This window comes from Patiriisocius sp. 208BN25-11 (assembly GCF_058147145.1).
Window position 1 is genome coordinate 116,517 of record NZ_JBYVJY010000002.1, and the last position, 24,000, is coordinate 140,516.

Here is a 24,000-nt window from a genome sequence, read left to right on the forward strand (position 1 = left end):
TAAAGGATACGACAAAAAGCTGTGGTAATATTGCTGGAGCAAGAAAATTATATCAAACTTTATACGTATATCGTGTGACAATTAGCGGTTATTACTTTAAAGCGTTCAAAAAAGGGTTCTTTATTTTTTTTTAAAAGAAAACAAACTACTTTAGGGTTGCAACAATGAGCTACATGTTTTGAAAAATATAATATTGAATTTTATAAGTTTTAATATGCTAGTATTAGTCTTATGGTATTCTGTAAAAGCACAAGAATATAGTAAAGTTCTAAGAACAGATACTGTTGAGAATTATTTTTTAAATGGAGAGATCACGAAACAACTACACTCTGTATTTGCGAATGCAAACTTAAAAAAACACGTATATACCAATAATACCTTGACGGGACAGGAGGATGTAATTAAGCCTGGAAATATATTAAAACCGGAGCCTAAAGGGCGCTATAGTGCTACAATTGTCTCAAAGCACAATAAATTCAATGCAATAATAGCGCATACACCTGCTAAAATCAGCATATTTAAAACGTCAGTTTGGAGTTTAACTCTTCTATTTTTCCTTTCTATTTCAGTTGGCTACATGCTGGCGAAGTCCAACGTATTTCATAGCATGTACGCATACTCCAAACAACACATATCTAGAACTAATAGAAATAAAGACGGCCATCTAATATTTAAGGAGAATGGGGTGATGGTCAAGATTAAGTCAAGCGATATATTGTACGTTAAATCTGCTGGCAATTATATTGATGTGTTCACAAAAAGTAAAGCGCATACAATTCGAATGAACATTGGCAAATTTTTAGATAACGTGCCAAATAGATTCGAATTTATGCGCGTTCACAGATCGTATATTGTAAGAATAGAAAATATTACTTCAAAGGCCGCAAGATTTGTTTTATTAAATGATTCCGTAAAAATCCCTGTAAGTAACAGTTACCGTAAGAATATGAATAACATTCAATTGTGATTTCAAATTTTTTAGTAGTATAATTTTCTATTTTTCTTGACCTATAGTTTGGCTCATAATTTCTAACATAACCAAACATTTCCGCAGCCATCGCTGAACACAGATACTTGGTTAAAACCAGTACACCAATCATAAAACTCGAAAATGTATTCATGACAAGCTTGCATTGTATTAACAGTATTGGTATACTGTCCATAACTAAGATTATTTCCAGCATCGATTATGTTCATAGTAATTGCATCTCTTAATACGTAATCATACGAGTAGTAATCGGGAGTACCTAAACGTGTCATAAAAAAGCGAAATTTTTTGTCGCAAGGTGATAATGTTACTTCTGGTGCAGGACATTTGGGCCTACTGAAATTTTCAGTTTCATTATTAGATTCTAGGTTTACAATATTTTGATCTTGCACAACTATTTCTTCTTGTTGACAAGACAGTAGTATAAAAATACTACAACATAATAAAATGATTTTTGTTTTCATAAATTGTGATTTTAGTTAGAGGTACAAATTCTTTAAAAGAAACCAGCTATCAATACCAAAATTGTTATTTGGTATGAATACTAGCAAATTAGTGATGAGTATATCCTTAAGGTATTAATGCATCTCAAAAATGGAAAAAGATTGAAATCTTCATGATCGATTGTATTTGTACCACTTTTTATTCATTCGTACCAATTCAATTTAAAACAAACCTAATTGACTGCCATATATAACATAGTCAACAAAACCTTATAAAATTGATAATGAAAGCCATAGGTTTGATGCGTGTTCATTTTTTAAATAGCACGATTAGACTGGCGTAAACCGAAAAGCCACTATTAAATAGAGTAGGTAAAAATTATCTTTATTATGAAAAAAATTAAAGTTTTGACGGGTATTTTTTTAGTTGCAGGAGTGATGATCGTAAGTATTTTGACTCCAAGTGTAGCGAATGCCGAATCTGCTGTAACTACAGCTTCTTCTAATGAATTATTTTTAGAACTACGAAAAGTGACTTGTCCATCGGGTATGGCTGGTTATAGATGCGTTTGGACAGATCCCGCAGTCGGGGATATTTGTCCAGATAAATCAAGATGGCCAATTGGCGTTTGGAAATGTGCAGGGCGATTCTAAAAGCGTAATGTGCATGAAACGTTATGTAGGTTTAATTATGATCACATTGATGTCATGCTCACATAATAGTGAGCATGATTTTCAATGTAATAACAATCATAAGGAATTATCTTTTTCGTTGGTTGAAACGTTGCAAATGGAAACGACTTATCCCATTTCCTTTAACGATTTAGCATCTGTAAAAACAAGTCCAGACATGAATATAGTCTATGTTACAAATGAAAGCCAAAAATCGATATTTGGCTATGATATTGATGACGGAAATCAAGTTTATAGCTATAATTATGATGTTCTAAAATTTCCGATAGAAGATTTTTACGTTACTAAAAATGACACATATGTACTGACTACATATCCATACACATTGCTAAAAGGAGACATAGAAAACAAAGCGGTTGACACTATATTTTCTTCGTTATTTAAAGAGCATATTTTAGTTAATACATTCATGGGCGATAAGCTCACAATAAAGAATGACACCATTATTTCAAGGTTAATTATTGAGGGAGAAAAAGATTCAGATTCAAGAAAATACAAGAAGTATACACTTGACCGTCAAGTAATAAGTGGTTTTTCATCATTGCCGGAAGTTTATAAAGAAAAAACTTTTCCACTTATGGACTGGAGTGCAAAAGTTGATCACGACTCCATTACATATCTCGCTTATGGAAATCAGCATCACATTAAAGCTTACAATAATAACACTGGAGACTTTATAAAAGAAAGCTGTTGTAAGTCAAATCAAATTCAGGGAGAAATAATAGGAATAGACGGAATAAAAGATATAGCGTTTCAGAAAGTTGCAAACCACTGTATCGTGCAACCATTTTATTTGGGCTTATATCATGATAAGGTTAATAAACGAGTCTATCGAGTAGTGAAACATGCTCAGGAGTTAAAGAATCAAAACCGAAAGTTAAATACACGTTATGATGGCCCTTGGTCTATAATAGTAATGAGCGAAGACTTAACAATTATTGGGGAAGTACAAATGCCGAAAAATAAATTTCATTATTATTCCATCTTTTTAGGAAGAAAGGGGCTGTATGTGGCATTACAAAACGACGACGAAAAACTACAATTTGGATTAATTGAAATTAATGAATATGAAACGTAAAATTAGATCATTGCTGATCATCTTAATTTTTGTTTGTGGCTGTAAAAAACAAGCATCTGACGTTGAAACTACAAATCTGGTAAATAAATATAACTATACTGAAGATTTCATGTATTATTTTAAAAATACATTTAAAGAAGAATTATTAACGATGAAACCAAAACAAATATTCATTGTACCTATTTCCTCTTGTACACCCTGTGTGGACAAAACTTTATTCGAATTACAATCTATAGATAATAAAGAAACTATTCTAATTATTGTTGGACAAACAAATGATGAGGCACGTAAGGAAGAACTCAAAGCACTCAAATCAAAATTTAGAACATTCGAGGATACGAGTGCTGAATTATATTTATATGAAACGAATATTGGGAAACCAACGTTGTTTATGCTCCATGAAGATAACATAAGCAGTATCACATTAGATACAGATGTATGGGATAAGGGTTACTTATTTTTAAATAACCTTAAAATAAAAGAAGTACCATAACTTGTACAAAATAAAAGTTATGATACGTTTAAAGCGCATAAAGAACTGAAGGGAAAACTTTATTCTTTAACTTCCGGTTTCACTCTTTTTATGTCTGTAACATAGCCATTCTGGGAAAATTTCAAGGCATTTTTATTTCCATCAATAAGGGATAAATCTACACCTCTTGTTATTTCGTGCAGTGTTGTTTCGTTTTTAGGAATTAAGATGTCTTTGGAAAATTCTGTAATGATATACATCTTACCATCTTCTGCTTTTATTTCTAGAGTAAAGCTAGCCTCTTCTAATAAATACACACCTATAAAAGAATTGTAGGCTGACATATCTCCTTTTGGTTCCTCTTTTGCTTCTTCTTGTGCTATTGTTGTTGCATTTGAAGATACTGATAATGTTTGTTCGGTTTGACTAAAACTAAATGATTGAATACATAAAGATAGTGCGATTGATAATTGAATTAAATGTTTCATGATATATTGTTTTTATGATTATACCTCAAAACTCTTTTATTTCTAAACTATTTAAAAATAAGAATGACGAACGATACTATTAAAGTGATAACAGCAAGTATTACCCATCATCAAGAAAAAAGATACGTTTGCACAAGAAAAAGTACCTTTTATCATAAAAAAAGTGATCTAAACAAGGGATGTGCTACATTTGGAATAGAAAAAATTACAAAATATGTCAAAGTTAGATGCCCTAATAGATAATAAAATTCTCCAAAACATTGTGGTTTGGCTTTTTATTTTTTTAATAGGTTTGGTCTCCATTCAGGCAGATAATGTAGTGTTATCTTCTTTATTAGGTGTCTTATTTCTTGCAGCACCTGTATACATTCATAATTTAAAAATACTGCCGCTATACTTTACAAAACGTAAATGGTATGGTGTCCTCTTTTTGTTTCTAACTATTGCCATATTTACATGCATAGGTGTCTTTTTTTTGAGCAACGCATTAGAATATTTTGAATGGCGTATGGTGTACAATATGATTGGCATATTGATCTTAGTCCTATTTGTAGGTTCTGCCTTAAAGGTTGCTGGAGATAGCTTTACCAGAAGACAACAAGAAAAGGAAGCAGAATTAAAATTATTAAAAGCGCAACTCAATCCGCATTTTTTGTTTAATACATTGAACAACCTTTATGGCTTATCGGTACTAAAATCGGATCGTTTACCTGGATTAATGCTGAAACTTTCAGATTTGCTGCGGTATAGTTTGTATGATACTAAAGATAGCTTCGTTCCCCTAGAAAAAGAAATCACCTATCTAGAGAATTACATCTCCTTAGAGCATATTCGATTAGAAGATAAAACGACCATTAAATTTTCTAAAACAGGAAATCCTGCAACTAAGATGATTGCGCCTATGTTGCTTATTGTTTTTGTAGAAAATGCCTTTAAACATTTGGCAAGCAAGGATCATGAAAAGAGTAGCGTAGTAGTGAGTGTTCATATTTCCGAAGAGACCCTTACCTTTACTTGTAGTAATTCTGCCCAACATAAAACAGATTCATTGCCCATGGAAAAAGGGAAAAGTGGCATCGGACTTCAAAATGCAAAAAAACGACTGGCATTACTATACCCCGAGAAACACAAACTTACAATGACAAAAAATGAGCATCGTTATAATGTTTCGTTAACACTTGATTTATAGTATGGAGACACTACAATGTATTATAGCAGACGATGAACCTATAGCGCGTCAAATTCTTGAGAATTATATTGCAGATACGCCACATTTGCATTTGGTTGCTTCCTGTAAAAATGCATTTGAAGTCATGGATGTTCTTCAAGACAAACATGTTGACATATTATTTCTTGATATTAATATGCCAAAACTTTCGGGTTTAAGTTTATTAAAAACCCTGCAACAAAGACCTAATGTGATCATTACAACAGCCTATCCAGAATATGCTGTAGCAGGTTTTGATCTAGCAGTAACCGATTATTTACTGAAACCTTTTTCATTAGAGCGTTTTTTACAAGCGGTTGTTAAAGTACAGAAAACTAATGTGATACCACCCAATCCTATTTCAGTAGAAAGGGAAGAAACGAATACATCTTTATTTGTTAAGAGCGACAAGAAGCTTATTAGGCTTGAGTTTGATGCAATTAGCCATGTTGAAGCCTATGGAAATTATGTGAAAATATTTACAGACTCTATGATTCTGTCACCACAAACACTATCAGATTTTCTTGAAAAGTTACCCGACTCTTTTTTACGAATTCATAAATCGTTTATCATTAATTTTAATCATTTAAAATTAATTGATGGCAACCAAATAGTATTAGACTCGAATGTAAAACTACCTATAGGGAAATCGTATAAGAAGCTTGTTTTGAATAGATTGTGAGTTATATTTAAATTATTAATATCACAAGATATTTTATTCGAAATTCGATTTCAAAAAATGATGTTAGATTCTTTTTAATCTTCGGAAATGTTAGTACTCCGCAATGGTTTTGAATACAAAAATTTCCGAAGTAAAACAAATATGTAAGTATCCATTTAAATGCTTATTTGTGGCGTTCCATAAACTGAAGGAGTTTAAAAGCAAACAAATCAGGTTCAGATAACATAGGATTATGTCCAGAACGTTCAAAAAATATCAACTCTTTCTCTACAGCCCCTATGTTATCGAAAGCTTCTTGCCCAAAGGTAGCTGGTACCACCATATCATAAGCACCCCAAAGAAATAAACTAGGTATAGTGATCTCTTGAAGTCGTGGCGTAAAATCTTCACGTTCAAATAAATTTTCTTCTAAGTTTTGTATGGTCCCAACATTCCAAAGGGCCGTAAAAAGGTTATAATCAAAGAAGATATCGGCTTCACCTCGTAGTGGATTAATAACACCATCGGCTTTGAGCCTATCTTCTGCATTCACCGTTTCTTGATTAAGCCTTCTAAAATCATCTCGATTATAACTAGTTGTATCTACATCGCGGATAAGTTCTTTTACAGACTCCCAGTATTCTGGACTATTTCCTAGTGCTATTTGTTCATTAGCAAAACGCTCATAATTTATTATATTTGAAAAGTAAACTCCCAACGGATTATTAGCCCCAGCAACTTCAATCCACCCTAAAAATACATCTTGGTCTTTTAGCAAAGTAGCCGCACCCAATGTGCCACCCCAACTATGACCCAGTAAATAGAAACGTAGTTCATTTCCATATTTTGCTTTTAATACCTTTACCAAAGCCAAAACATCTTCTGCCATAATATCAATACTGATACCCTCTTCATTGTAGCTTCCTTGCGATATCCCAGAACCACGTTGATCAAAATACACAACTGCATAATCACTTTCAATTTGATTTTTAAACATATCATTTCGCATACCTAAACCTAAACCACCAGGACCTCCGTGAAGGTTTATCAAAAATATTTTCTCAGTCCCATTTCCAAACACATAGGCGGGCATATCAGCATTTTTATGTCGTACATAAATAGTATCACTTAAATTGTCAAGGTCTGAATCTTGTGAACAAGAAAATAAGCCGCCTAAAGTGATTATTAAAATAAGTATGCTTGTGAGTTTTATTGTAGTATTTTGCATTATCTTGATTTTGTAAAATTAAAACGGAAACCGTATTGAATGGAAATGGCAGGAAGTGTCCCTGCATTATAGGGAGTTCTCAATCGTAAATTAAGGTTGAGATAGTGTCCAGAGATTTTCTTGCTTTCCCGAAAGCGACTCAAACCAATCGATAGAGAAGGGGAATAATAAAGCCTACCCGGAAGAAAAACCTTATTCACTTCGTTACCATCTACTTCGTATGTCTCTGGTAAGAAAGAACGATAGACTCCCAATGGATTCACAGCGATGCTAATTTGCTTTCCTTTTGGATTTGTTCTGCGTACCATGAGTCCGAAATTTGCAAACATTCCCGTATCGGTTCTGGAGCTAAAATTGGTAGTAAACCCAAGGTTTCCATCCAGTAATAATTCATGTTTGATGGTTTTAGGTCCTTTTTTGCGTTGTTTGGTGATCTTTTTTTCTAGCAAAAGATATTCGGCGCCAACTTGTAAACCGTTGTTCCATAAAAAATTTCCGGTGTATCCTACTTTAAATTCTGTTTGGTCTAAAAACGTATTAAAAATAGAAGCTTTTTCTTGTGAATAACTAGTTAGGCAACTAAACAGTACCAGTGTTGTGAGAATTCTAAGTTTCATGTGATGGGTTAGATTCATGACTGCATTCATAACACAGTCATGAATAGCTTATTTCATGGTAGAGACTTAGAAAATAGAATACTGTTGCAAAAAAATAGGTGTAACTATTAAAATATAGCTACTTATTTGAAAGTTACTTATGGTTACTTCGGAAATTTTAGATGCCAAGTAAATTTATTCATCACAGTTAGTGGCTAGTTCATCTATCTCGTTTAATTCCTTCCATACGGTATGGCTAAATTCTTTAGTTGAAAATCTAAATGTAATCACCGATTTTCCAGTTGTCTCGCATAATTTTTGTTCTCCTAAAATATTTAATGTAATTGTTTTTCCCGTATGAAAACCATCAAAAACGGTCATTCTACCTTTAAATGTTGACCCTTGTTCGGTTTTTGAAGGACTGGAGAGCTCAAGGCTAGGTTTTGGAAATTCTTGAGCCCAATGATTAGGGATCATCAATCCGTCAAAATAGCCTTCGAGGTTATGCTGTAAGGTGTCAAGTGACAGTGGCTTAGTAGTCTTGATTTTCCAAGCCATGACAAGCGACCAAAATTGCTCATGATCTGGTTTAGACCATGCTGGAGCAAACCGTAAGTCTTCATATCCAGTAACATTCATTTTTGGAGCCCAATCGATAGGGAATACAATAATCTCTTTTCCCCAACCTTCTTTAGATGCTAAAAGATCTAAGCTATAGCTAACTCCTAACTTTTTAAGCATAGCAATAGCATTATTGTTTTTTGGGTTTATTGCCAAGGATTTTTTATAGTTAATAATGGCTTCTTCGTTCTTGCCTAAGGTCATTAATGCTTCGGCATAGCTGTCGTAAGGGTTATCTCTTTCTGGGAAAACTTCAGTGCTTAGTTTGAATATTTTGGCGGCATGGCTAGCATTTCCAGCATGTAAGTATCTATAACCTTCTATGATAATATCTTGTTCGCTTACATGATAGGCAGCATCATTTTGATGTGCTTTATAAAATTGAATCCCAGCATCAATACCATCTTTTTCTATGGCTCTTGCCATAAAGGTGGCTAAAGGAATATAGGGAAGATCATAAGACTGATCATATAAAATTCCTGTAATAGCAGTTGTGATAGAAGTTCGAAAGGAGTGAGTTGTATTATTCAAGATAATAATAGAAGCATTGCGAGAAGGAATACTTGTATACAAACTACGAAATCCACCAATAGCACCACTATGTCCGCTCGTTGCTACCGTTTCTGAGGTGTTTCCAATAGGCTTATCTCTTAGTTCCCAACCATAACCATAATGTGCATTTTCATCCACAATGTGTTTTTCAAAAAGCAACTCCATGTACTTTTTTGGCAATAATTTTTCGGTATTCATTGCCTGATCCCACAATAGTAAATCTTCAACGGTACTGTAAATAGCTCCGGCGGAATAGGCAGCAGCTCCATCAGTACTGTCGGGGTCATAATATTCGCCAAAGTTTCTGTAATAGCCCTGCGCCATGTTTTTAATAATGGCGCTATGTTTATATACACCAGAATTTTCCATGCCAACAGGATTAAATATTCTTTCATTTAAAAGCGTTTCATATGATGTCCCTGTAACAGTTTCCATAATGTATCCTAACAATGTATACCCACTATTGCTGTAACTAAAACGTGTTCCAGGTGAAAACTTGAGTTCAGCTTCTGAAAACTGACGTACCATATCTTTTGGTGTATTGTATTTTTTTTCATCAATACCATGATCTAAACCAGAAGCGTGGGTGAGGAGGTGATGAATGGTAATTAGATCTCCCTTTTCTTTTGGAAAATCACTTAAATAGTTTGAAATTGGCTCATGAAGCGCAAGTTTGTTTTCTGCAACTAATTGCATAATTAACATCGCTGTAAACGATTTGGTCATCGAAGCAATTTGAACCTTGGTAGCTACGGTATTAGGAATATCCCATTCCATATTAGCGAGTCCAAAGGCATTTTTATAGAGTACCTCTCCTTGATCTGCAACTAATATGCTACCGTGAAACATATCATAGTCAGCATATAAGGCTAGTAGTGCATCTATTTTGTCTGCTTTTGTGGTAGGGTCTTTCTTTTCTTGAGATGGCGAACATGACGCTAAAACAAATAGGATACTTAAAACAAGAGTATTACAAAGTGATTTTTTCATACTACAATAGTATGGATTGTTATCATGTATAATACTGCTAGAAATGTAAAAAGAATGTGAAATTAGTGTGAATGTTTTTTATACCATATAATATTGGTTATCGTTAATTATTTCTTATCCTAGATTTTTATAAAGTGCTATTATTTTGCTTTTTTTGCAGATATGTCCAAGGGTAAGGGATGAAACATATATTTCATGATATGAAAGTCATGTCACAATATAATTCATTATACGTCTTTTATTTTTACAATGCTCTTGGATACGAATATTTCAGCAGCACATTTTAATAGCATAAATAGTACATACATTGGATATATCAATACTTGACTTTATAATGATTATAAGTGTAATTATTGGATACTTTGTAGGTATCTCACTAATTACAACGCCCTTTTATAAAAGTCGCGCTAACAATTATCTCGCATTATCACTTTTCCTGCTATCTACCTTAACTTTTTTAGAATGGGTGAGGGTGAGTATGGATAATTATTTTTTTCAATTTTTAAGTAATATCCGCTTAGACTTTTTATTTGCAACTACTTTTTTTACGTATTTCTTACTACAAATCAAGCATAAACGCCTCAATAAGGGGTGGTTTAAAAGGATGTATATTCCTTTTATCATATCTGTTGTTTTTGAAATCTTCATTTCTTTTTTCGATTATGGTCTAAAAATTTACAATGCGACTTTCGATGTTTTTGTATACCTAACTATCGATCTAGCATCCACTATTTTGAATGTATATTTAATTTTTTTAGGAAGAAAATATATCAAGAATTCCAATACAATTTCAGAAGAAAAACGACGATGGTTGCTACGATTAAATCTTTTTATTATCTGTATCATTATCATCTGGATTTTAAGTAAAATAGAATATTTCGGACTTAATACCATGTATACTAGATATTTGTTATTAACGCTGCTTTCGTTGTTCTCATGGTGGATATTATATTATGGGGTGTTCAAGTTGCAGCTGATAGATCAAAAAGAGGAAATACATAGGTATCTAGTTTCAAATAAGGCTACGACTATGCAGCCTAAAAAGAAGATAAAAAGTACAACATCCTCTACCATTGTCACGCAATTGTATGCATTAATGGAAGAGGAGGAGTTGTTTAAAGACCCGCTTTTAAGTAGATTAGATTTAGCCACTAAATTAAACACAAGCGAAGGGTATTTATCTCAAATAATAAATCAGGAAATCAATAAAAGTGTGATTCAATTTGTAAATGAGTACCGTATTGATTTTGCTAAAAACCTACTTCATGATCCCGTATTTGACAAATATTCTGTCGAAGCCATAGGCATGGAAGCTGGATTTAAATCTAAAAGTGCCTTTTACAGAACGTTTAAAACAAGCCTACATGTCTCTCCAGGCGTATATAGAACCTCAAAAGTGTACTGATTTGTCTACTGCTAACGTTTTAGGACTTCTTCAGCACTAAAATCACCTTTTCATTTTTGTTACTATGCTAGTTTCGCTGGCATAAATCAAAAAAAACAAAAATGAAAATAGTGAACCTGTTATTTAAAACTTCCAGTCGATTAAAATATGTTACGTATGTACTTCTTGTAGTAAGTATATCAATCTTCATCCAATCCTGTTCTAATGACGATGATGATAGTCCGCCTGTGATAGCCGATGAAATATCGCAAGAAATAAAGGACTTAATCTACTTCAATGGAGATGAAAAAGCTCCCACAGTTCTTATCAATGTACAAGGTGGTCCTGGCACCGAATTAGGCGCAGAAGAAGTTGATTTTATTGTGGAAACTTTTGACACCACAAATATCTTAACGGTTACGGTACATCAAGCGCAAACATTACATCCAGAAATAGTAGAAGGAAATGATATTACATTAGATCAAGCCGTAACCTATAATGTACAAAGTATCGAATTGTTAGCTAAAGTAATCAATTATTTCAAAGCTGAAGGCCGTACTGTGTATGTGCTAGGAATCTCTTTTGGAGCCTTTTTAACACAAGATCTTATTGCAAGAGAAGGTATCGATATTGCCAATCGTTATTTAATCATGGTGGGGAGATTGGATATAAACGAAAGTATGTGGCAGGCACTTGCCGAAGGCCGTTATGGTTATTTTGAAAATGGTGTTGACCCAATAATAAATCCATTTCCTGAAGAAGATGTTCTAGAGAGAAACCTAGCAAGAATTGCCGCAGGATTGGGGATGAAACGATACACACAACAACTACAGCGTATAGACGATTTATCTGAAATCACCTACATCTACGGTGCATTAGATGAAGCCGTAGGTAGTCTTACCGCTGAAGAAGTTCAGTTTTTGAATGCTAAAAATGCTATCGTCATAGCAGGTCCTGGCTCTCATGATGAAACGATCGATGCCTTTTTTATACAAGGCTTTAGCGAAGCATTTGGAATTGAATACTAATCAAATATTACAACATTATACATACACATTATGAAAAAACTCATTCTTATTTTTTTACTTAGTTGTGCATTCCATGTACAAGCACAAAGTCAAGAAAATAGCACCTCTTTTTTAGATAAGACTTCTTTTACGCTAGGGTACACAGGTACTATTTTTTGGAGCAATGGAATTACTACTGGAGCAGAATATCTTTGGAAAAAAATTGAAAAAACCAAAGTAAGAAGAAATGCACAACGTATCAATACACATGAATTTCTTTTCAACGGAAATCTTAGTTTCACCACAAACTTCGCAACCAAAACGGATACTGGAATTCACACAAATTTTGGAATGACTTGGAGGCGTACCAATAAAAAAGGAAAACAGTTTAGTATTCAACTTAACCCACTTGGGTATTATCGCGCTTTACTCCCCGAAACCTATGAAGTGAATGGTGACCAAGTAGACAAAAGGGTTTTACCTAGCCGAGGATATTACAGTCCTACAATCTCAGTGGGTATCGGTAGACAACGCAAAGGAAAAGTACGCTCTGGGAGCTATTTTAATGTGGTGTACAGTCCGCGCTTTAATTACAATTCGGGTACACTGCCAACATTTGCTTTACAATATGGATTCAGATTTAATTTTAAAAACAAAAAACGATGAAACAATTCAATAGATCCTTCTTTAAAAATGCATTCCTAGTAATCATACTAGTTTTAGCAACCGCTTGCTCTAACGATTATGAACTTGGCGATTTAGACGAAACCCTTATTGTTCGACATAAAGATGCAGATATGCCTGCTTACATAAAAGGCAATGGCAGTGAAAAAGTATTTTTAATCACATTGCACGGTGGGCCTGGCGATACAGGTTTAAGCTTTACCGGACAGGCATTTAACCAAATAGAACAGCAGTATGGCGTTGTATATTTTGACCAACGCGGATCGGGTAATTCACAGGGACATTACAATAAAGATGATGTAAGTATAGAACTCATGGCAGAAGATGTACTTGCCCTTGTAAATGTCATTAAAAATAAATTTGGTAATGATTCACGCTTCTTTTTGTTGGGGCATAGTTGGGGTGGGACTTTGGGAACCGCTACCTTATTAAAAGATCAAAGTGACTTTAAAGGATGGATAGGTGTAGACGGAGCATACAGTCCGGGTATTATGTATAATCAATATATAGATACCTTTACAACTACCGCAAACTCACAAATTGCCTTAGGGAATAGTGTCGATTTTTGGGAGTCTGTTTTAGCATTGGTCTCTGAGGTAGCGCCGATAAAAAACTTTGATGATAACCGAAAACTTAATATGAAGGCTTTCGAAGCAGAGAGGACTTTATACGATGATGGTTTTATAGATTTTGATGATGACGGGTCTGAAGGCGTTAATACATTTTTCATTTATAATTTTTTGACCAAACCATGGAATACCTTTCAAATAGGAGGGATATTCGATGATCAAGGGCTATTTGAAACACTGGACTATACCCATCGACTTTCAGAAATAACCATCCCATCCTTATTTATTTCTGGGCAATTTGATATGATAGTGCCCATCGATTCTGCTCGAATTGCATTTGATAACATTGGGTCAGCATCTAAAGAACTCTCGATATATGATCGATCTGGTCATGCTCCCTTGTTTAGTGAACCCGATAGGTTTTCTACAGAGGTACTCATGTTTATGCAGCAGCATAAATAAGGAGCTCTTACTAAGGTCCTAATTCGTAAAACAGTTTTGTTTTAGGACATTTCCGAAGTAAAAAACAAAGTCCAGTTTTCTGTTGGAAGCTAGCTTTGCGTTTCAACATTAAACTAAATACATCATAAAAAATGAAACGTTATTATCTAATAGGAATATTTCTAATTGCATTATCACTAACTAGTTTCAGTTATATGGCGAACTATACGCGTAATCCCATATTAACAAGACACGATATTAATGAAGCTGAATTTTTTAAACTCGCCGAGCGTTTCGAAAACTATATGTGCCATTTAAATCTTCCAGATTGTGAAGGCACTATGATAGCAGATCAATGGGCCTTGACGGCAGGGCATTGTGCAGTTGGAGTTTTAGAAAAATTAGAGGCAGGAATAAAACATTTTGTCATTGTAAATGACACTGAAATCGAAGTGGACAAGGTCATTATGTATGCCTATGAAGAAGAGACACAAACTGCAGTCCAAAACGATATTGCCCTATTGCATTTAAAAACAATATCTAAAGGTGCAAAACATGCTGCATTATATATAGATGATGACGAAATAGACAAGCTAGTTTATATGATTGGAAGAGGAGATAAAGGTAATGGACTTGATGGTGTACGTATTACAGACTGGAAACAAAGAGGCGCTACCAATAGAATTGAAACAGCAACAGACAAATGGATTACCTGGACCTTTGATCATCCTGATACCCAAACAAAATACCTCACAGCATTGGAAGGTATTAGTGGTCCAGGCGATAGCGGAGGACCTGCTTTTATTGTAAAAGACGATACGGTGTATTTGGCCGGTATTAGTTCATGGCAAGATAGCAAGGGTGGAGATGAAGGACTGTATGGCGTAGTGGAAAACTACACTAGAGTGTCACAGTTTATACCATGGATTACCAATGAAATGTTAGGCATCTATAGTGATGCTGGAGATATACTACGAGTAACTTCAAAACCTGATGCTATTGACACTAGACCTAAAGCCATATATGTAAGCCCTGCTATACTAAAACAATATACTGGGGAATATGAAATACGAGGGCAACACATAAAAATTTATTTGAGTGAAGATGGTACCAAGCTGTATGCTTATGTATCTGGACAAATGCCCTATGAATTGATTCCAACAGGAGCACACCATTTTTCTTTAAAATCACTAGATGGGTATACCATAAAATTTCAGAAAATAGAAAATGGACTTGCTAAAGAATTTCTAGGAAAACAACCCGAAGGAACCTACACAGCGGTTCGAAAATAAATAACTAAAATACTTTAATAGGCATAAAAATGAAGATAACAAAAACTATTGCGTCCATACTAATAGCTACATTTCTAGCAGTATGTGTTAGCTGTGTAGCACAGAAACAAAAAACAGAAACGGAATATGTTGCAAGCAATTTAGAACAATATGCTGGGTATTATATCATAGAAGAAGCAGGACTCATGCTTAATGTGTACACTAAAGAAAATGACACAAAGCTTTTTTTATTTCTATCAGATCAGCCAGAATTTAAATTAATTCCGACTAGCGAACACCACTTTTTTATAGTGGAAGGGTTTTCTGTAACTTTTAAGAATCCAGAGCATGGTGTTTTTAAAGAATTGATTGTACATCAAGGAGAAGAAACTTTTAAAGCCATTCGTAAAGAGCAATCTGAAATAAAAATGTTTGATTTAAATGATATCGATAAGCAACTTGTTGATAATGGTTTTACTGGGGTTGTTTTAGTTGCTCAAAATGATAGCATCCTATTTAACAAGGCCTATGGCAAAAAAAATAATCAAGAAGATGGACGGAATACCATAAACACAGTGTTTGATATTTGTTCTATTACAAAACAGTTTACTGCTGCCGGAATTCTAACCTTGTCAATGCAACATAAGATTGCTCTCGAGGACAAACTATCAAAATACTTTGAGGATGTTCCTGACGATAAAAAAGACATCACGATTCATCAGTTGCTCACGCACACCTCAGGATTGGTAGATGGAATAGGAGGGGACTATGAAACTATTACAGAAGAAAAGTTTCTAAAAAAAGTGTTTAAGACCAAGCTTGTGAATCCGGTTGGAACAGCCTTTAATTATTCTAATATAGGCTATAGCTTATTGGGTTTAATAATATAAAAAGTTAGCGGAATGGGTTATGAGTCCTATTTAAATGAAACCATTTTTAAGCCTTTACATATGCACCATACGGGGTATGTACATCCAGATTGGGAACAAAACGAAGTAGCGAATGGTTATTTGGAAGGCAAAGAAGCAAAAAAACCAAATGAAGAGAATTGGAGTGAAGATGGTCCGTATCTCAATCTCAAAGCAAACGGAGGACTTTTAACAAGAGCAAGCGACTTGTTACTTTGGAGCCAAGCCATACAGAATCAAACCATATTAGATGAAGCGACTACCACCACCTATCTCGCTCCGCATTTTCAGTTCGATGGTATGTATACGCATTATGGGTATGGCTGGGGAATTGAAAATAATGGTTCAGAGAATAAGGTAGTGTTACATGGAGGCGCAAGTGATTTGTTTGCTTCAGACCTATGGATCTATCCGAAAAAGGGTATTACGATTATAGTGCTTAGTAATACGCAAGAAGATTTTGTGTACTCAATTTCAAGAAATTTTTCTAATTATTTAATGGCAAGGTAAAACAATGTTTACTGAAATTTTAGAACCTAAGTTTTGTTAGGTAATTCTTTGCTATCGCTTACCCCGATGTTTTATCGGGTTTTTTTGTTTTATATGATTACTTTTAATACGAACCTGATATATTACATCCAAACTATTTTCGTCTAGGAAAGTAGGAATTTAGTGTTGATTTTAAGATAAATGAAAAAAAACTTACATATACATTGTATAACTATGTATTATGTAATACATTTGTGATGTGAATAATGAATTTATACATAAATGGAAATCACAAGTAAAGAAAGGAACATTAGCCTTTGTAATTCTAAATGTACTTAAGGGTAAAGAATTCTATGGCTATGAGCTCATAGAAGAGGTTAAAAAATATACAGCTATAGAAATTGCCGAGGGAACTCTTTATCCATTGATGAATAGATTAAAAAAAGAAGAATTGGTTGTGTCAAAATGGGTAGAACAAACTTCAGGAATTCCTAGAAAATATTATTCGTTAACTATTACAGGTGAAAAGACCTTGAAAGAAATGAAAGACTATTGGAGTGATTTAGAAAATTCCATACATAAAATATCTAAATGAAAAGTATTACTTTTAAAAATACAACTTCAAAAAAAATATACGACAATTATATACGTCGTATAAAACGTACAACGTCTACTTTAAATAAAGTTGATAGGGAAGAAGTATTGTTAGAATTTAATAGTCATATTTTTGAAGGAATACAATCGACAAAAGATATTTCCGAAGAAGAATTACTTCTTGATATTTTAGATAAACTTGGAGACCCAGAAGAAGTATTAAAGCCGCTAATTGCAGATAAAAAACTAGCAGAAGCAACCAAGACATTAAACCCTATTCATATATGTAAAGCATTGGCTTTAAATATTGGCAATGGAATATCTTATATGATATTTTCGATATTATATCTCTCACTTTTTCTTTTTCTATATGCAATTATGCTTAAAATATTAAATCCAGACGATGTTGGGTTATATGTCGTTAATGGATCTTTTGAAACATTAGGCACCTATAAAGGATTAGAAACCGATACTATTGTAGAACTTCTTGGTAATTGGTTTATACCAGTGATGTTAGCATGTGCTATTATGCTCTATATACTAATAACATTCTTATTACGCTTAAAACAAAAACTAAATCCATAACTTTTTTTTATTCATAAACATAGTATAACTATGTATGATGCAATACTATTATTAAGACCAATGAAATATAAACATTACGTATTGATTATTCTATTAATGATTTGCAAAACAGTGCAGTCACAATCTTTAATGAATGATAAACTATTAGACGCTATCCAGAAAATAATTCAAGAGAAAGAAATACCTGGTGGTATCATAACTGTTGTCAGTAAAGATGCTGTTTTGTTTCAATCATCGTTTGGTTATGCGGATATTGAAAATAAAATTCAAGTGAAAGAAAATGACTTGTTTAAATTAGCGTCTATAACCAAAACGTTCACAGTTATGGCAATAATGAATTTGGTTAACAAAGGTGTGTTAAGTTTAGAAGATGAGTTAAAATTAATTGCACCAGAGATACCTTTCAAAAACAAGTGGGAAAATACACATCCAGTAAAAATTAAACATCTTATTGAACATAAAGCTGGATTTAGTGATTACAGTTATGCCAATTTAGCGAGTAGATACAATAAAATGAATGATGAGGATAGTTTAGAAAAAATCATGTCATATGAAATGGCTTTGAATTCTAATTGGAAACCAGGTTTAGTAACTTCTTATAGTAATCCTGGCTATGCAATTCTTGGATATATCATTGAGAAGAAGAGTGGAAAGCCATTTAATGTATACCTCAAAGATCATGTTTTAGAGCCACTTGGGATGACGAACAGTGGTTTTTTAGATGATGTAACTGTCACTAACAATACAATAGTTAATGGCTATCAAATTATTGATGGAGAAATTTTAGATGTAGGAGAAATTCCTAGAGGATCTGCAGAAGGAGGAATGATAAGCAACATAGAAGACATGTCTAAATTTCTTCAGTATTTTTTAAATAAAGAAAAGCAACAAAACAATCCAATAATGGGATTGAATGGTGTTTCTGAAATGGAACGACTCCATAGTGAATTCGATCTAAAGAACAATATTAAAACTGGCTACAATTTAGCATTAGAAGATCGAATTTTTGGTGAAAAAGAATTCGTTTTTAAAGGGAATAGTGGTTTGATAGATGGTTTTGTGTCAAATTTTATTTACAGTAGAGAATTGGATATAGGAGTATTTGTAAGTACTAACTTATTTATGAAAAGCAACCGAGCAATTATTGATCTAATTATTAATAGTTATTGTGAATCAAAAGGAAGTGACAACAACTATGAAGTGTCAACTACAGATATTTCTAAATTTAGTGATTGGGAAGGGGAGTATAGAGAGCTTAATGACTCTCAGGAAGTTTGGAATTTTATAAACTTTATAGGTAGTGCAAGGTCTGTTAAAATTGAAGAAAATGATCTATTAATAATTGACAGAGAGAATGGTGTAGATCGATATCAAAACGTAGGTGGGAATGCTTTTCTAAATAGCGAATATGGAGAAAAATTACCTACCATATATTTAACTGAATACGAAGGCCAAAAAACACTTCGATATTACGAAAGAACATTTATTCCAACAAGCAAGACATCATTTACATTATTAATAATAGGAATACTATTTAGCCTTTCTTTAGCAGCATTAACTACGCTCTTATTTCTAATTAAACTAATCATTTTTCCTTTTAAAAGATCAATAAAACCTTCATTAGTTAGAAGTTTAAAATTTGCATTGCCATTTATAGTATTAGTGCTATCAATATATCTGGGAATGAGTAATATGAGCTTTGAGAAGATTCCAAATTTAGGCAATTTAACAATCATATCAGCAACCATTTTTACGCTTACAACAGTACTTCCATTTATCTGTATTTGGGTAATCTATTCTTTTATGAAAGATAAAAAACAAATTCAGAATAAGTACCATAAAATGTTCTGGTCATTAGTTGCCTTCGCTAACATTTTTATTTGCATTTACTGTGTTTCTATGGATTGGTTTGCGGTTAGATTATGGATATAACACCTCTAAATGAATAGAAAAAATAAAATAATAATTTAATAATCAATAAAATAAAATCACTATGAAAACAATTCTAACACTAATTCTAACACTAACAATACTTTTATTCAATAGCCTGTGTGTAACAGCAAGCACTAAAAAAACAATTCTAAAAGAGGTAGTAGTAGCACCTTTTGAGAATCTAGAAATTGATGGTCCTTTTAAGGTGCTACTTTCGCAAGGTAACAAAGAAACCTTGCGTATTGAAAGTAAAAAAGAGATGTTCAAATATATTAGGACTCACGAGAAGAATAACACTTTAAAAATTAGCTTTGAGACAGGTTTAAATGTTTCAGTAGATTTAGAAGAAATTACACTACACATCACAGTAAAAGATTTAAATGAGCTTAGCTTAGATGGTTTTATACACATAGATGCCACAGAAACGATAAACACTAACACATTAAATTTCATATGTAAAGGAGCTGCAAAAGGAAGACTAGATATAAATACAACATCATTTACATGCGCAATTTCATCATTCAGTGATATAACATTGTCAGGTACTAGTGAAAATGTAGTCATTGAAAAATTAGATGCTAGTTCGATGAATGCTTTACAATTAGAAGCTACTAATCTAAGTGTTATTAGTTCTGGAATGGGGGAACTAAAAATTTATGCAACTAATTCTCTAGAGATAGCATCTAAAGGGGCAGTGGCTATTAGTTATAAAGGAAATCCAATAAAAAAGAAAATCCGCATAATTGAACTATCAACGCTTGAGAAAATATAATTTTTCACATGGTGAGAACACACACACACACAACTCCTTGATTTTCAAACTGAAAAGCATATCAGTATTTATTTTTTTATATAATGGGTCAGCAATTACCTAACTACTGACCCATTATACTATTTACTTATACGCTTATTTATTCTTGCTGCACATAACTTGGATGATTTTCTAACGCTTTTAAATAGTTAGAAGGTTGTACCCAATTTCCGTCAGATATTTTTAAATCTGGCTGTTCATTATTAGGAAATACCATAACGGTAACATCTCCAACAGGTGTAGCATTTTCATTTACCTTAAACCAAGAATAGGTTTCGCCTCTAAACTTGTACTTATAAGGGGCTTGATTAATCATAAATTTTCGGAATTCATAACGCGTACAACCCCCAGGGACTTTTTGTGAAATTTCGGTAGTTTCTGATTTAGATTCGACCACATTATTTCTTTGTGATGTTTCTTCTGTATTTGTAGTTTCACCACCACCGCCTGCAGAAACAGAAACTTCTGCCGATGCAATAAGATAACTCACCGAAACTTTAGACGTAGTAGATAATGACCAATGCTTTTTATCTTGATTGCTCACGGTTCTATTAAAATCCATTCCTTCAGAAATGTTTTCTGTAATAATAGATTTAATAGCTGCATCATTTGGACTCACATTTCTGAAAATACTAACCTGATACATGACATCGGTGTAGGCTTCGTCTTTTTCAAGTTCACCAACTTCAGTACCAAAGACTTCTACTTCTGCCATATGCAATAATCCATTGCCGTTGGTTTCAACTCGTACAAAACGTCCCACTTTTTTTGCAGTGTACGACCTAAAAGAATTCTCCGCTGTAAAGGTTTTTTCTTCTACAGCAAAAGGAATAATCCTTCTCGTAATTTGATCTTTAGGGGTATCTGTAACCCATATGCTAAATTTACCTAACCTATCTATACAACAATCAGTTCTATTATGTATAACAACATCATTTATTAAATATTTTTTTCCTAAATCAACTTCCCAATACGCTTTATTGGCAGTGTAGGTGTGTGATACAGATCCGTTATTATAATTTCCGTCTTTATCGCCATCATTGGCTGTATTAGAAAAAGCATAGGCATTGGTACTAGATTGCCTTGTTCTTTTACCCAACGCTAAATTATCATCTTTATTCGGTGTAATTGGTTTTACTAAAGTACCATTTATGAGTACTTCTGAAAGACTTAAAATACCAACACCATTAAGATGTATGCGAACATATTGCCCTTTTTTAGTTCCATTAAACGTTTTACTACCCGTAAATGTAGTTGCATCTGTATTGTATATTTCACCGCCATTATTTCCAACAAAGGGCTCCTTTGAAACCCTAATGGTAAAATTATGAAGTCGCTCAGGGCAACAATCAGCTCTATTCACAATAGTAATAGCTGAAATATCATATTCAGCCAATAAGTTTACTTCCCACCAAGGGCTATCGGTTTTGTGTGTATGTGTCATTGTAGTAGTACTAGAGCTACCCGGGTAGAAACCATCAACAGCTCTATTAGCGTGATGTCCTTGATAGGTACTGCTTTGTTTTGCTGGTTTTAATTGGGCAATATTAGTTGGGTCGAGGTTTGTCCATTGTTGTTGCCCAAACATCACTGTTGTAATGAGTATGGTAAAAAGCAACAAGGCATATTTATTTTTAAATATTTGAAATGTAATCGTAGGTACTTTTTGTGAGTTTTTCATGGTGTTAGTTTTAGTTGCCTCAAATATAAAGCACAACTACTTGCTACAATCATGATAACTTTTTAATATACAGGTATTTATACGTGATTTTGATGTGTTTTATAGTAGAAGTTTAGCATCGACTTGGGAATAAGACAAAGTGCGTCGAAACAAATAAATGAAAGAGCATAGAAGGGAAGCCTAATTGTATGTAAGAAGGATGGTATTGCTAATTTTTACTTTTTATCACTCTCAATGGCATAATTTGCCCAATCTACTATAGCATCTAATAATGGGATTAGGGTTTCACCAAAGTCAGTTAGAGAGTATTCTACTTTAAGAGGTGGTTTTGAGGTGTATACTTTTCGTTTTATGATGCCATCATGTTCTAAGGTCTTTAACTGCAAACTCAAGGTGCGCTCGGTAATCGTAGGCATTTGTTTTCTTAGCTCATTATAACGCAGCGTCTTAGCCTTTAGATTATATAGGATAGCCGTTTTCCATTTCCCACCAATAAGGCCCATCGCTAGGGTAGAGCGACAGGGATATTCTTTTCCATTGAATTTATGCATACTACTAGTTTTAGGATACTATCATTTTTGACCGTTATTGCAAAGGTATAATAATATACTTAGTATTGTAGCTATAAAAAGTATAGTATTATTTTTAATACGAATAGCTTCGGAAATTTCAGAACAAAAACACAGCATATGAACTCCATTTTAATAGACGGTATTGGCTACGCAGGTTTGATCATCAATTTATATTCAATGTCTACCAAAGGCGAGTATAAACTACGTTTCATCTCACTCATTGCGAATGCCATTTACATTCTATACGGTGCATTAATTGGCGCAAATCCAATCATTATTGGCTGTACTATTGCGGTGATACTGCATGGTTACCACATAAGACGATTACGAATTAACAAAAAGAGCAATGATTAATATAAAAAAAGCAAGCAAAGCAGACATAGAAGTCTTAGCACTTCTAGGAAGACAGACCTGGGCAGAGTCTCATGGGCCTTATATCGAAGACAAAAATCAACTGTCAAACTACCTTGAAGAAAATTTTTCAGTGGCTACAACGACACAGCATATAAACAATCCGAACAATCATTTTTATATATTGTATGTTGATGATTTTCCAGCGGGCTATGCAAAAATCATAGCTAACGAAACACAAGAGCATGTGACTTCTCAACATAGTTGTAGGTTAGAAAGAATCTTCATCTTACATGATTTTATTCCACTAAAAATTGGAAAGCAACTACTGACCTATGTAGAAGCGCAGGCCAAAGCATTACAACAAGATAGCCTATGGCTTTCTGTGTATATAAAAAATACCAGAGCGATTAGATTCTACGAAAAGAATGCATTTAAAAACGTAGGAGCGCTAAATTTCATCGTCAATGGAAAGGCCTACGATAATATTGTGTTTTCTAAACAACTATAAGGATGTAGGTGTACTCTAAATGAAACAGATTAAAGCGTGTTAAGAGTATAGAACTTCTGTAATTATATAATCAAATTGTAGCATTTGAATAAATGCTGAAATATTATAGGAACAATTATTTATTTAAATCACGGTCTAAAAAAAACAGCTAAATACCTCATTAAAAAGGGGTTAAAGCCCTATAAGTTTAATT

At 33.4% G+C, this 24,000-nt stretch carries 24 protein-coding genes and 1 pseudogene; 18 read left to right on the forward strand and 7 right to left on the reverse strand.

Features of this window, described 5'->3' with window-relative positions; all coding sequences use genetic code 11:
• Positions 1–214: 214 nt before the first annotated feature.
• Positions 215–967 carry a LytR/AlgR family response regulator transcription factor gene (locus ACY2RS_RS03395; RefSeq protein WP_490097204.1) on the forward strand — a complete coding sequence of 251 codons (753 nt, stop codon included), beginning with the start codon at positions 215–217 and terminating at the stop codon, positions 965–967.
• A 62-nt stretch (positions 968–1,029) separates the two neighbouring features.
• On the opposite strand, the gene ACY2RS_RS03400 is transcribed toward ACY2RS_RS03395, so the two are convergent.
• Complete coding sequence (locus tag ACY2RS_RS03400) at positions 1,030–1,452, reverse strand: hypothetical protein (protein ID WP_490097205.1); 423 nt, start codon at positions 1,450–1,452, stop codon at positions 1,030–1,032.
• Between the two features lie 387 nt (positions 1,453–1,839).
• Here ACY2RS_RS03400 and ACY2RS_RS03405 point away from each other — a divergent pair, with 387 nt between their 5' ends.
• The 3 genes from ACY2RS_RS03405 to ACY2RS_RS03415 are packed head-to-tail and all read left to right on the forward strand — an operon-like array spanning position 1,840 to position 3,695.
• Positions 1,840–2,085 carry a hypothetical protein gene (locus tag ACY2RS_RS03405; RefSeq protein WP_490097206.1) on the forward strand — a complete coding sequence of 82 codons (246 nt, stop codon included), beginning with the start codon at positions 1,840–1,842 and terminating at the stop codon, positions 2,083–2,085.
• 13 nt (positions 2,086–2,098) lie between these two features.
• Entirely contained in the window at positions 2,099–3,202 is a 1,104-nt protein-coding gene (locus ACY2RS_RS03410; protein WP_490097207.1) for a hypothetical protein, read from the forward strand.
• Positions 3,192–3,695 carry a hypothetical protein gene (locus ACY2RS_RS03415; protein WP_490097208.1) on the forward strand — a complete coding sequence of 168 codons (504 nt, stop codon included), beginning with the start codon at positions 3,192–3,194 and terminating at the stop codon, positions 3,693–3,695. The genes ACY2RS_RS03410 and ACY2RS_RS03415 overlap by 11 nt, the downstream gene beginning before the upstream one ends.
• A 59-nt stretch (positions 3,696–3,754) precedes the next feature.
• On the opposite strand, the gene ACY2RS_RS03420 is transcribed toward ACY2RS_RS03415, so the two are convergent.
• Positions 3,755–4,162, reverse strand: a complete 408-nt coding sequence (locus ACY2RS_RS03420; RefSeq protein ID WP_490097209.1) for a hypothetical protein — start codon at positions 4,160–4,162, stop codon at positions 3,755–3,757.
• Positions 4,163–4,376: 214 nt separating this feature from the next.
• Here ACY2RS_RS03420 and ACY2RS_RS03425 point away from each other — a divergent pair, with 214 nt between their 5' ends.
• Both ACY2RS_RS03425 and ACY2RS_RS03430 read left to right on the forward strand, forming a co-directional pair.
• Positions 4,377–5,351 carry a sensor histidine kinase gene (locus tag ACY2RS_RS03425; protein ID WP_490097210.1) on the forward strand — a complete coding sequence of 325 codons (975 nt, stop codon included), beginning with the start codon at positions 4,377–4,379 and terminating at the stop codon, positions 5,349–5,351.
• Position 5,352: 1 nt separating this feature from the next.
• On the forward strand, positions 5,353–6,051 hold the full coding sequence (locus ACY2RS_RS03430; RefSeq protein WP_490097211.1) for a LytR/AlgR family response regulator transcription factor: 699 nt from the start codon (positions 5,353–5,355) through the stop codon (positions 6,049–6,051).
• Between the two features lie 163 nt (positions 6,052–6,214).
• Here ACY2RS_RS03430 and ACY2RS_RS03435 read toward each other — a convergent pair whose 3' ends face one another.
• The 3 genes from ACY2RS_RS03435 to ACY2RS_RS03445 all read right to left on the reverse strand — a co-directional run bounded on the left by ACY2RS_RS03435 (position 6,215) and on the right by ACY2RS_RS03445 (position 10,017).
• Positions 6,215–7,258, reverse strand: a complete 1,044-nt coding sequence (locus ACY2RS_RS03435) for an alpha/beta fold hydrolase (RefSeq protein WP_490097212.1) — start codon at positions 7,256–7,258, stop codon at positions 6,215–6,217.
• Entirely contained in the window at positions 7,258–7,875 is a 618-nt protein-coding gene (locus ACY2RS_RS03440) for a hypothetical protein (protein WP_490097213.1), read from the reverse strand. The genes ACY2RS_RS03435 and ACY2RS_RS03440 overlap by 1 nt, the downstream gene beginning before the upstream one ends.
• A 174-nt stretch (positions 7,876–8,049) precedes the next feature.
• Positions 8,050–10,017: a serine hydrolase gene (locus tag ACY2RS_RS03445; protein WP_490097214.1), complete on the reverse strand. Its 1,968-nt coding sequence runs from the start codon at positions 10,015–10,017 to the stop codon at positions 8,050–8,052.
• Between the two features lie 478 nt (positions 10,018–10,495).
• On the opposite strand from ACY2RS_RS03445, the gene ACY2RS_RS03450 reads away from it, so the two are divergent.
• From ACY2RS_RS03450 to ACY2RS_RS03495, 10 genes and pseudogenes are all read left to right on the forward strand, one after another.
• Complete coding sequence (locus tag ACY2RS_RS03450; protein WP_490097215.1) at positions 10,496–11,422, forward strand: helix-turn-helix domain-containing protein; 927 nt, start codon at positions 10,496–10,498, stop codon at positions 11,420–11,422.
• A gap of 101 nt (positions 11,423–11,523) precedes the next feature.
• The gene (locus tag ACY2RS_RS03455) at positions 11,524–12,429 is read left to right on the forward strand and encodes an alpha/beta hydrolase (RefSeq protein ID WP_490097216.1); all 906 of its coding nucleotides are present in this window, start codon (positions 11,524–11,526) and stop codon (positions 12,427–12,429) included.
• Between the two features lie 30 nt (positions 12,430–12,459).
• The gene (locus tag ACY2RS_RS03460; protein WP_490097217.1) at positions 12,460–13,074 is read left to right on the forward strand and encodes a hypothetical protein; all 615 of its coding nucleotides are present in this window, start codon (positions 12,460–12,462) and stop codon (positions 13,072–13,074) included.
• Positions 13,071–14,123 carry an alpha/beta fold hydrolase gene (locus ACY2RS_RS03465; RefSeq protein WP_490097218.1) on the forward strand — a complete coding sequence of 351 codons (1,053 nt, stop codon included), beginning with the start codon at positions 13,071–13,073 and terminating at the stop codon, positions 14,121–14,123. Before ACY2RS_RS03460 ends, ACY2RS_RS03465 begins: the two co-directional genes overlap by 4 nt.
• Before the next feature lie 131 nt (positions 14,124–14,254).
• Entirely contained in the window at positions 14,255–15,394 is a 1,140-nt protein-coding gene (locus ACY2RS_RS03470) for a trypsin-like serine protease (protein ID WP_490097219.1), read from the forward strand.
• A 407-nt stretch (positions 15,395–15,801) separates the two neighbouring features.
• Positions 15,802–16,791, forward strand: a pseudogene (locus ACY2RS_RS03475) (serine hydrolase domain-containing protein).
• Between the two features lie 238 nt (positions 16,792–17,029).
• Positions 17,030–17,365, forward strand: coding sequence for a PadR family transcriptional regulator (locus tag ACY2RS_RS03480; protein WP_490097220.1), 336 nt, complete (start codon positions 17,030–17,032; stop codon positions 17,363–17,365).
• A complete protein-coding gene (locus ACY2RS_RS03485) occupies positions 17,362–17,949 on the forward strand; it encodes an HAAS signaling domain-containing protein (protein ID WP_490097221.1) in 588 nt (195 codons plus the stop codon). Before ACY2RS_RS03480 ends, ACY2RS_RS03485 begins: the two co-directional genes overlap by 4 nt.
• Positions 17,950–18,060: 111 nt before the next feature.
• Positions 18,061–19,881 carry a serine hydrolase domain-containing protein gene (locus ACY2RS_RS03490; RefSeq protein ID WP_490097222.1) on the forward strand — a complete coding sequence of 607 codons (1,821 nt, stop codon included), beginning with the start codon at positions 18,061–18,063 and terminating at the stop codon, positions 19,879–19,881.
• Between the two features lie 61 nt (positions 19,882–19,942).
• The gene (locus tag ACY2RS_RS03495; RefSeq protein ID WP_490097223.1) at positions 19,943–20,653 is read left to right on the forward strand and encodes a head GIN domain-containing protein; all 711 of its coding nucleotides are present in this window, start codon (positions 19,943–19,945) and stop codon (positions 20,651–20,653) included.
• Between the two features lie 139 nt (positions 20,654–20,792).
• Here ACY2RS_RS03495 and ACY2RS_RS03500 read toward each other — a convergent pair whose 3' ends face one another.
• Both ACY2RS_RS03500 and ACY2RS_RS03505 read right to left on the reverse strand, forming a co-directional pair.
• Entirely contained in the window at positions 20,793–22,373 is a 1,581-nt protein-coding gene (locus tag ACY2RS_RS03500) for a galactose-binding domain-containing protein (RefSeq protein WP_490097224.1), read from the reverse strand.
• A 215-nt stretch (positions 22,374–22,588) separates the two neighbouring features.
• Positions 22,589–22,924 carry a winged helix-turn-helix transcriptional regulator gene (locus ACY2RS_RS03505; RefSeq protein WP_490097225.1) on the reverse strand — a complete coding sequence of 112 codons (336 nt, stop codon included), beginning with the start codon at positions 22,922–22,924 and terminating at the stop codon, positions 22,589–22,591.
• Positions 22,925–23,062: 138 nt separating this feature from the next.
• On the opposite strand from ACY2RS_RS03505, the gene ACY2RS_RS03510 reads away from it, so the two are divergent.
• Both ACY2RS_RS03510 and ACY2RS_RS03515 read left to right on the forward strand, forming a co-directional pair.
• Entirely contained in the window at positions 23,063–23,299 is a 237-nt protein-coding gene (locus tag ACY2RS_RS03510) for a hypothetical protein (RefSeq protein WP_490097226.1), read from the forward strand.
• The gene (locus tag ACY2RS_RS03515; protein WP_490097227.1) at positions 23,292–23,807 is read left to right on the forward strand and encodes a GNAT family N-acetyltransferase; all 516 of its coding nucleotides are present in this window, start codon (positions 23,292–23,294) and stop codon (positions 23,805–23,807) included. The genes ACY2RS_RS03510 and ACY2RS_RS03515 overlap by 8 nt, the downstream gene beginning before the upstream one ends.
• Positions 23,808–24,000: the final 193 nt, after the last annotated feature.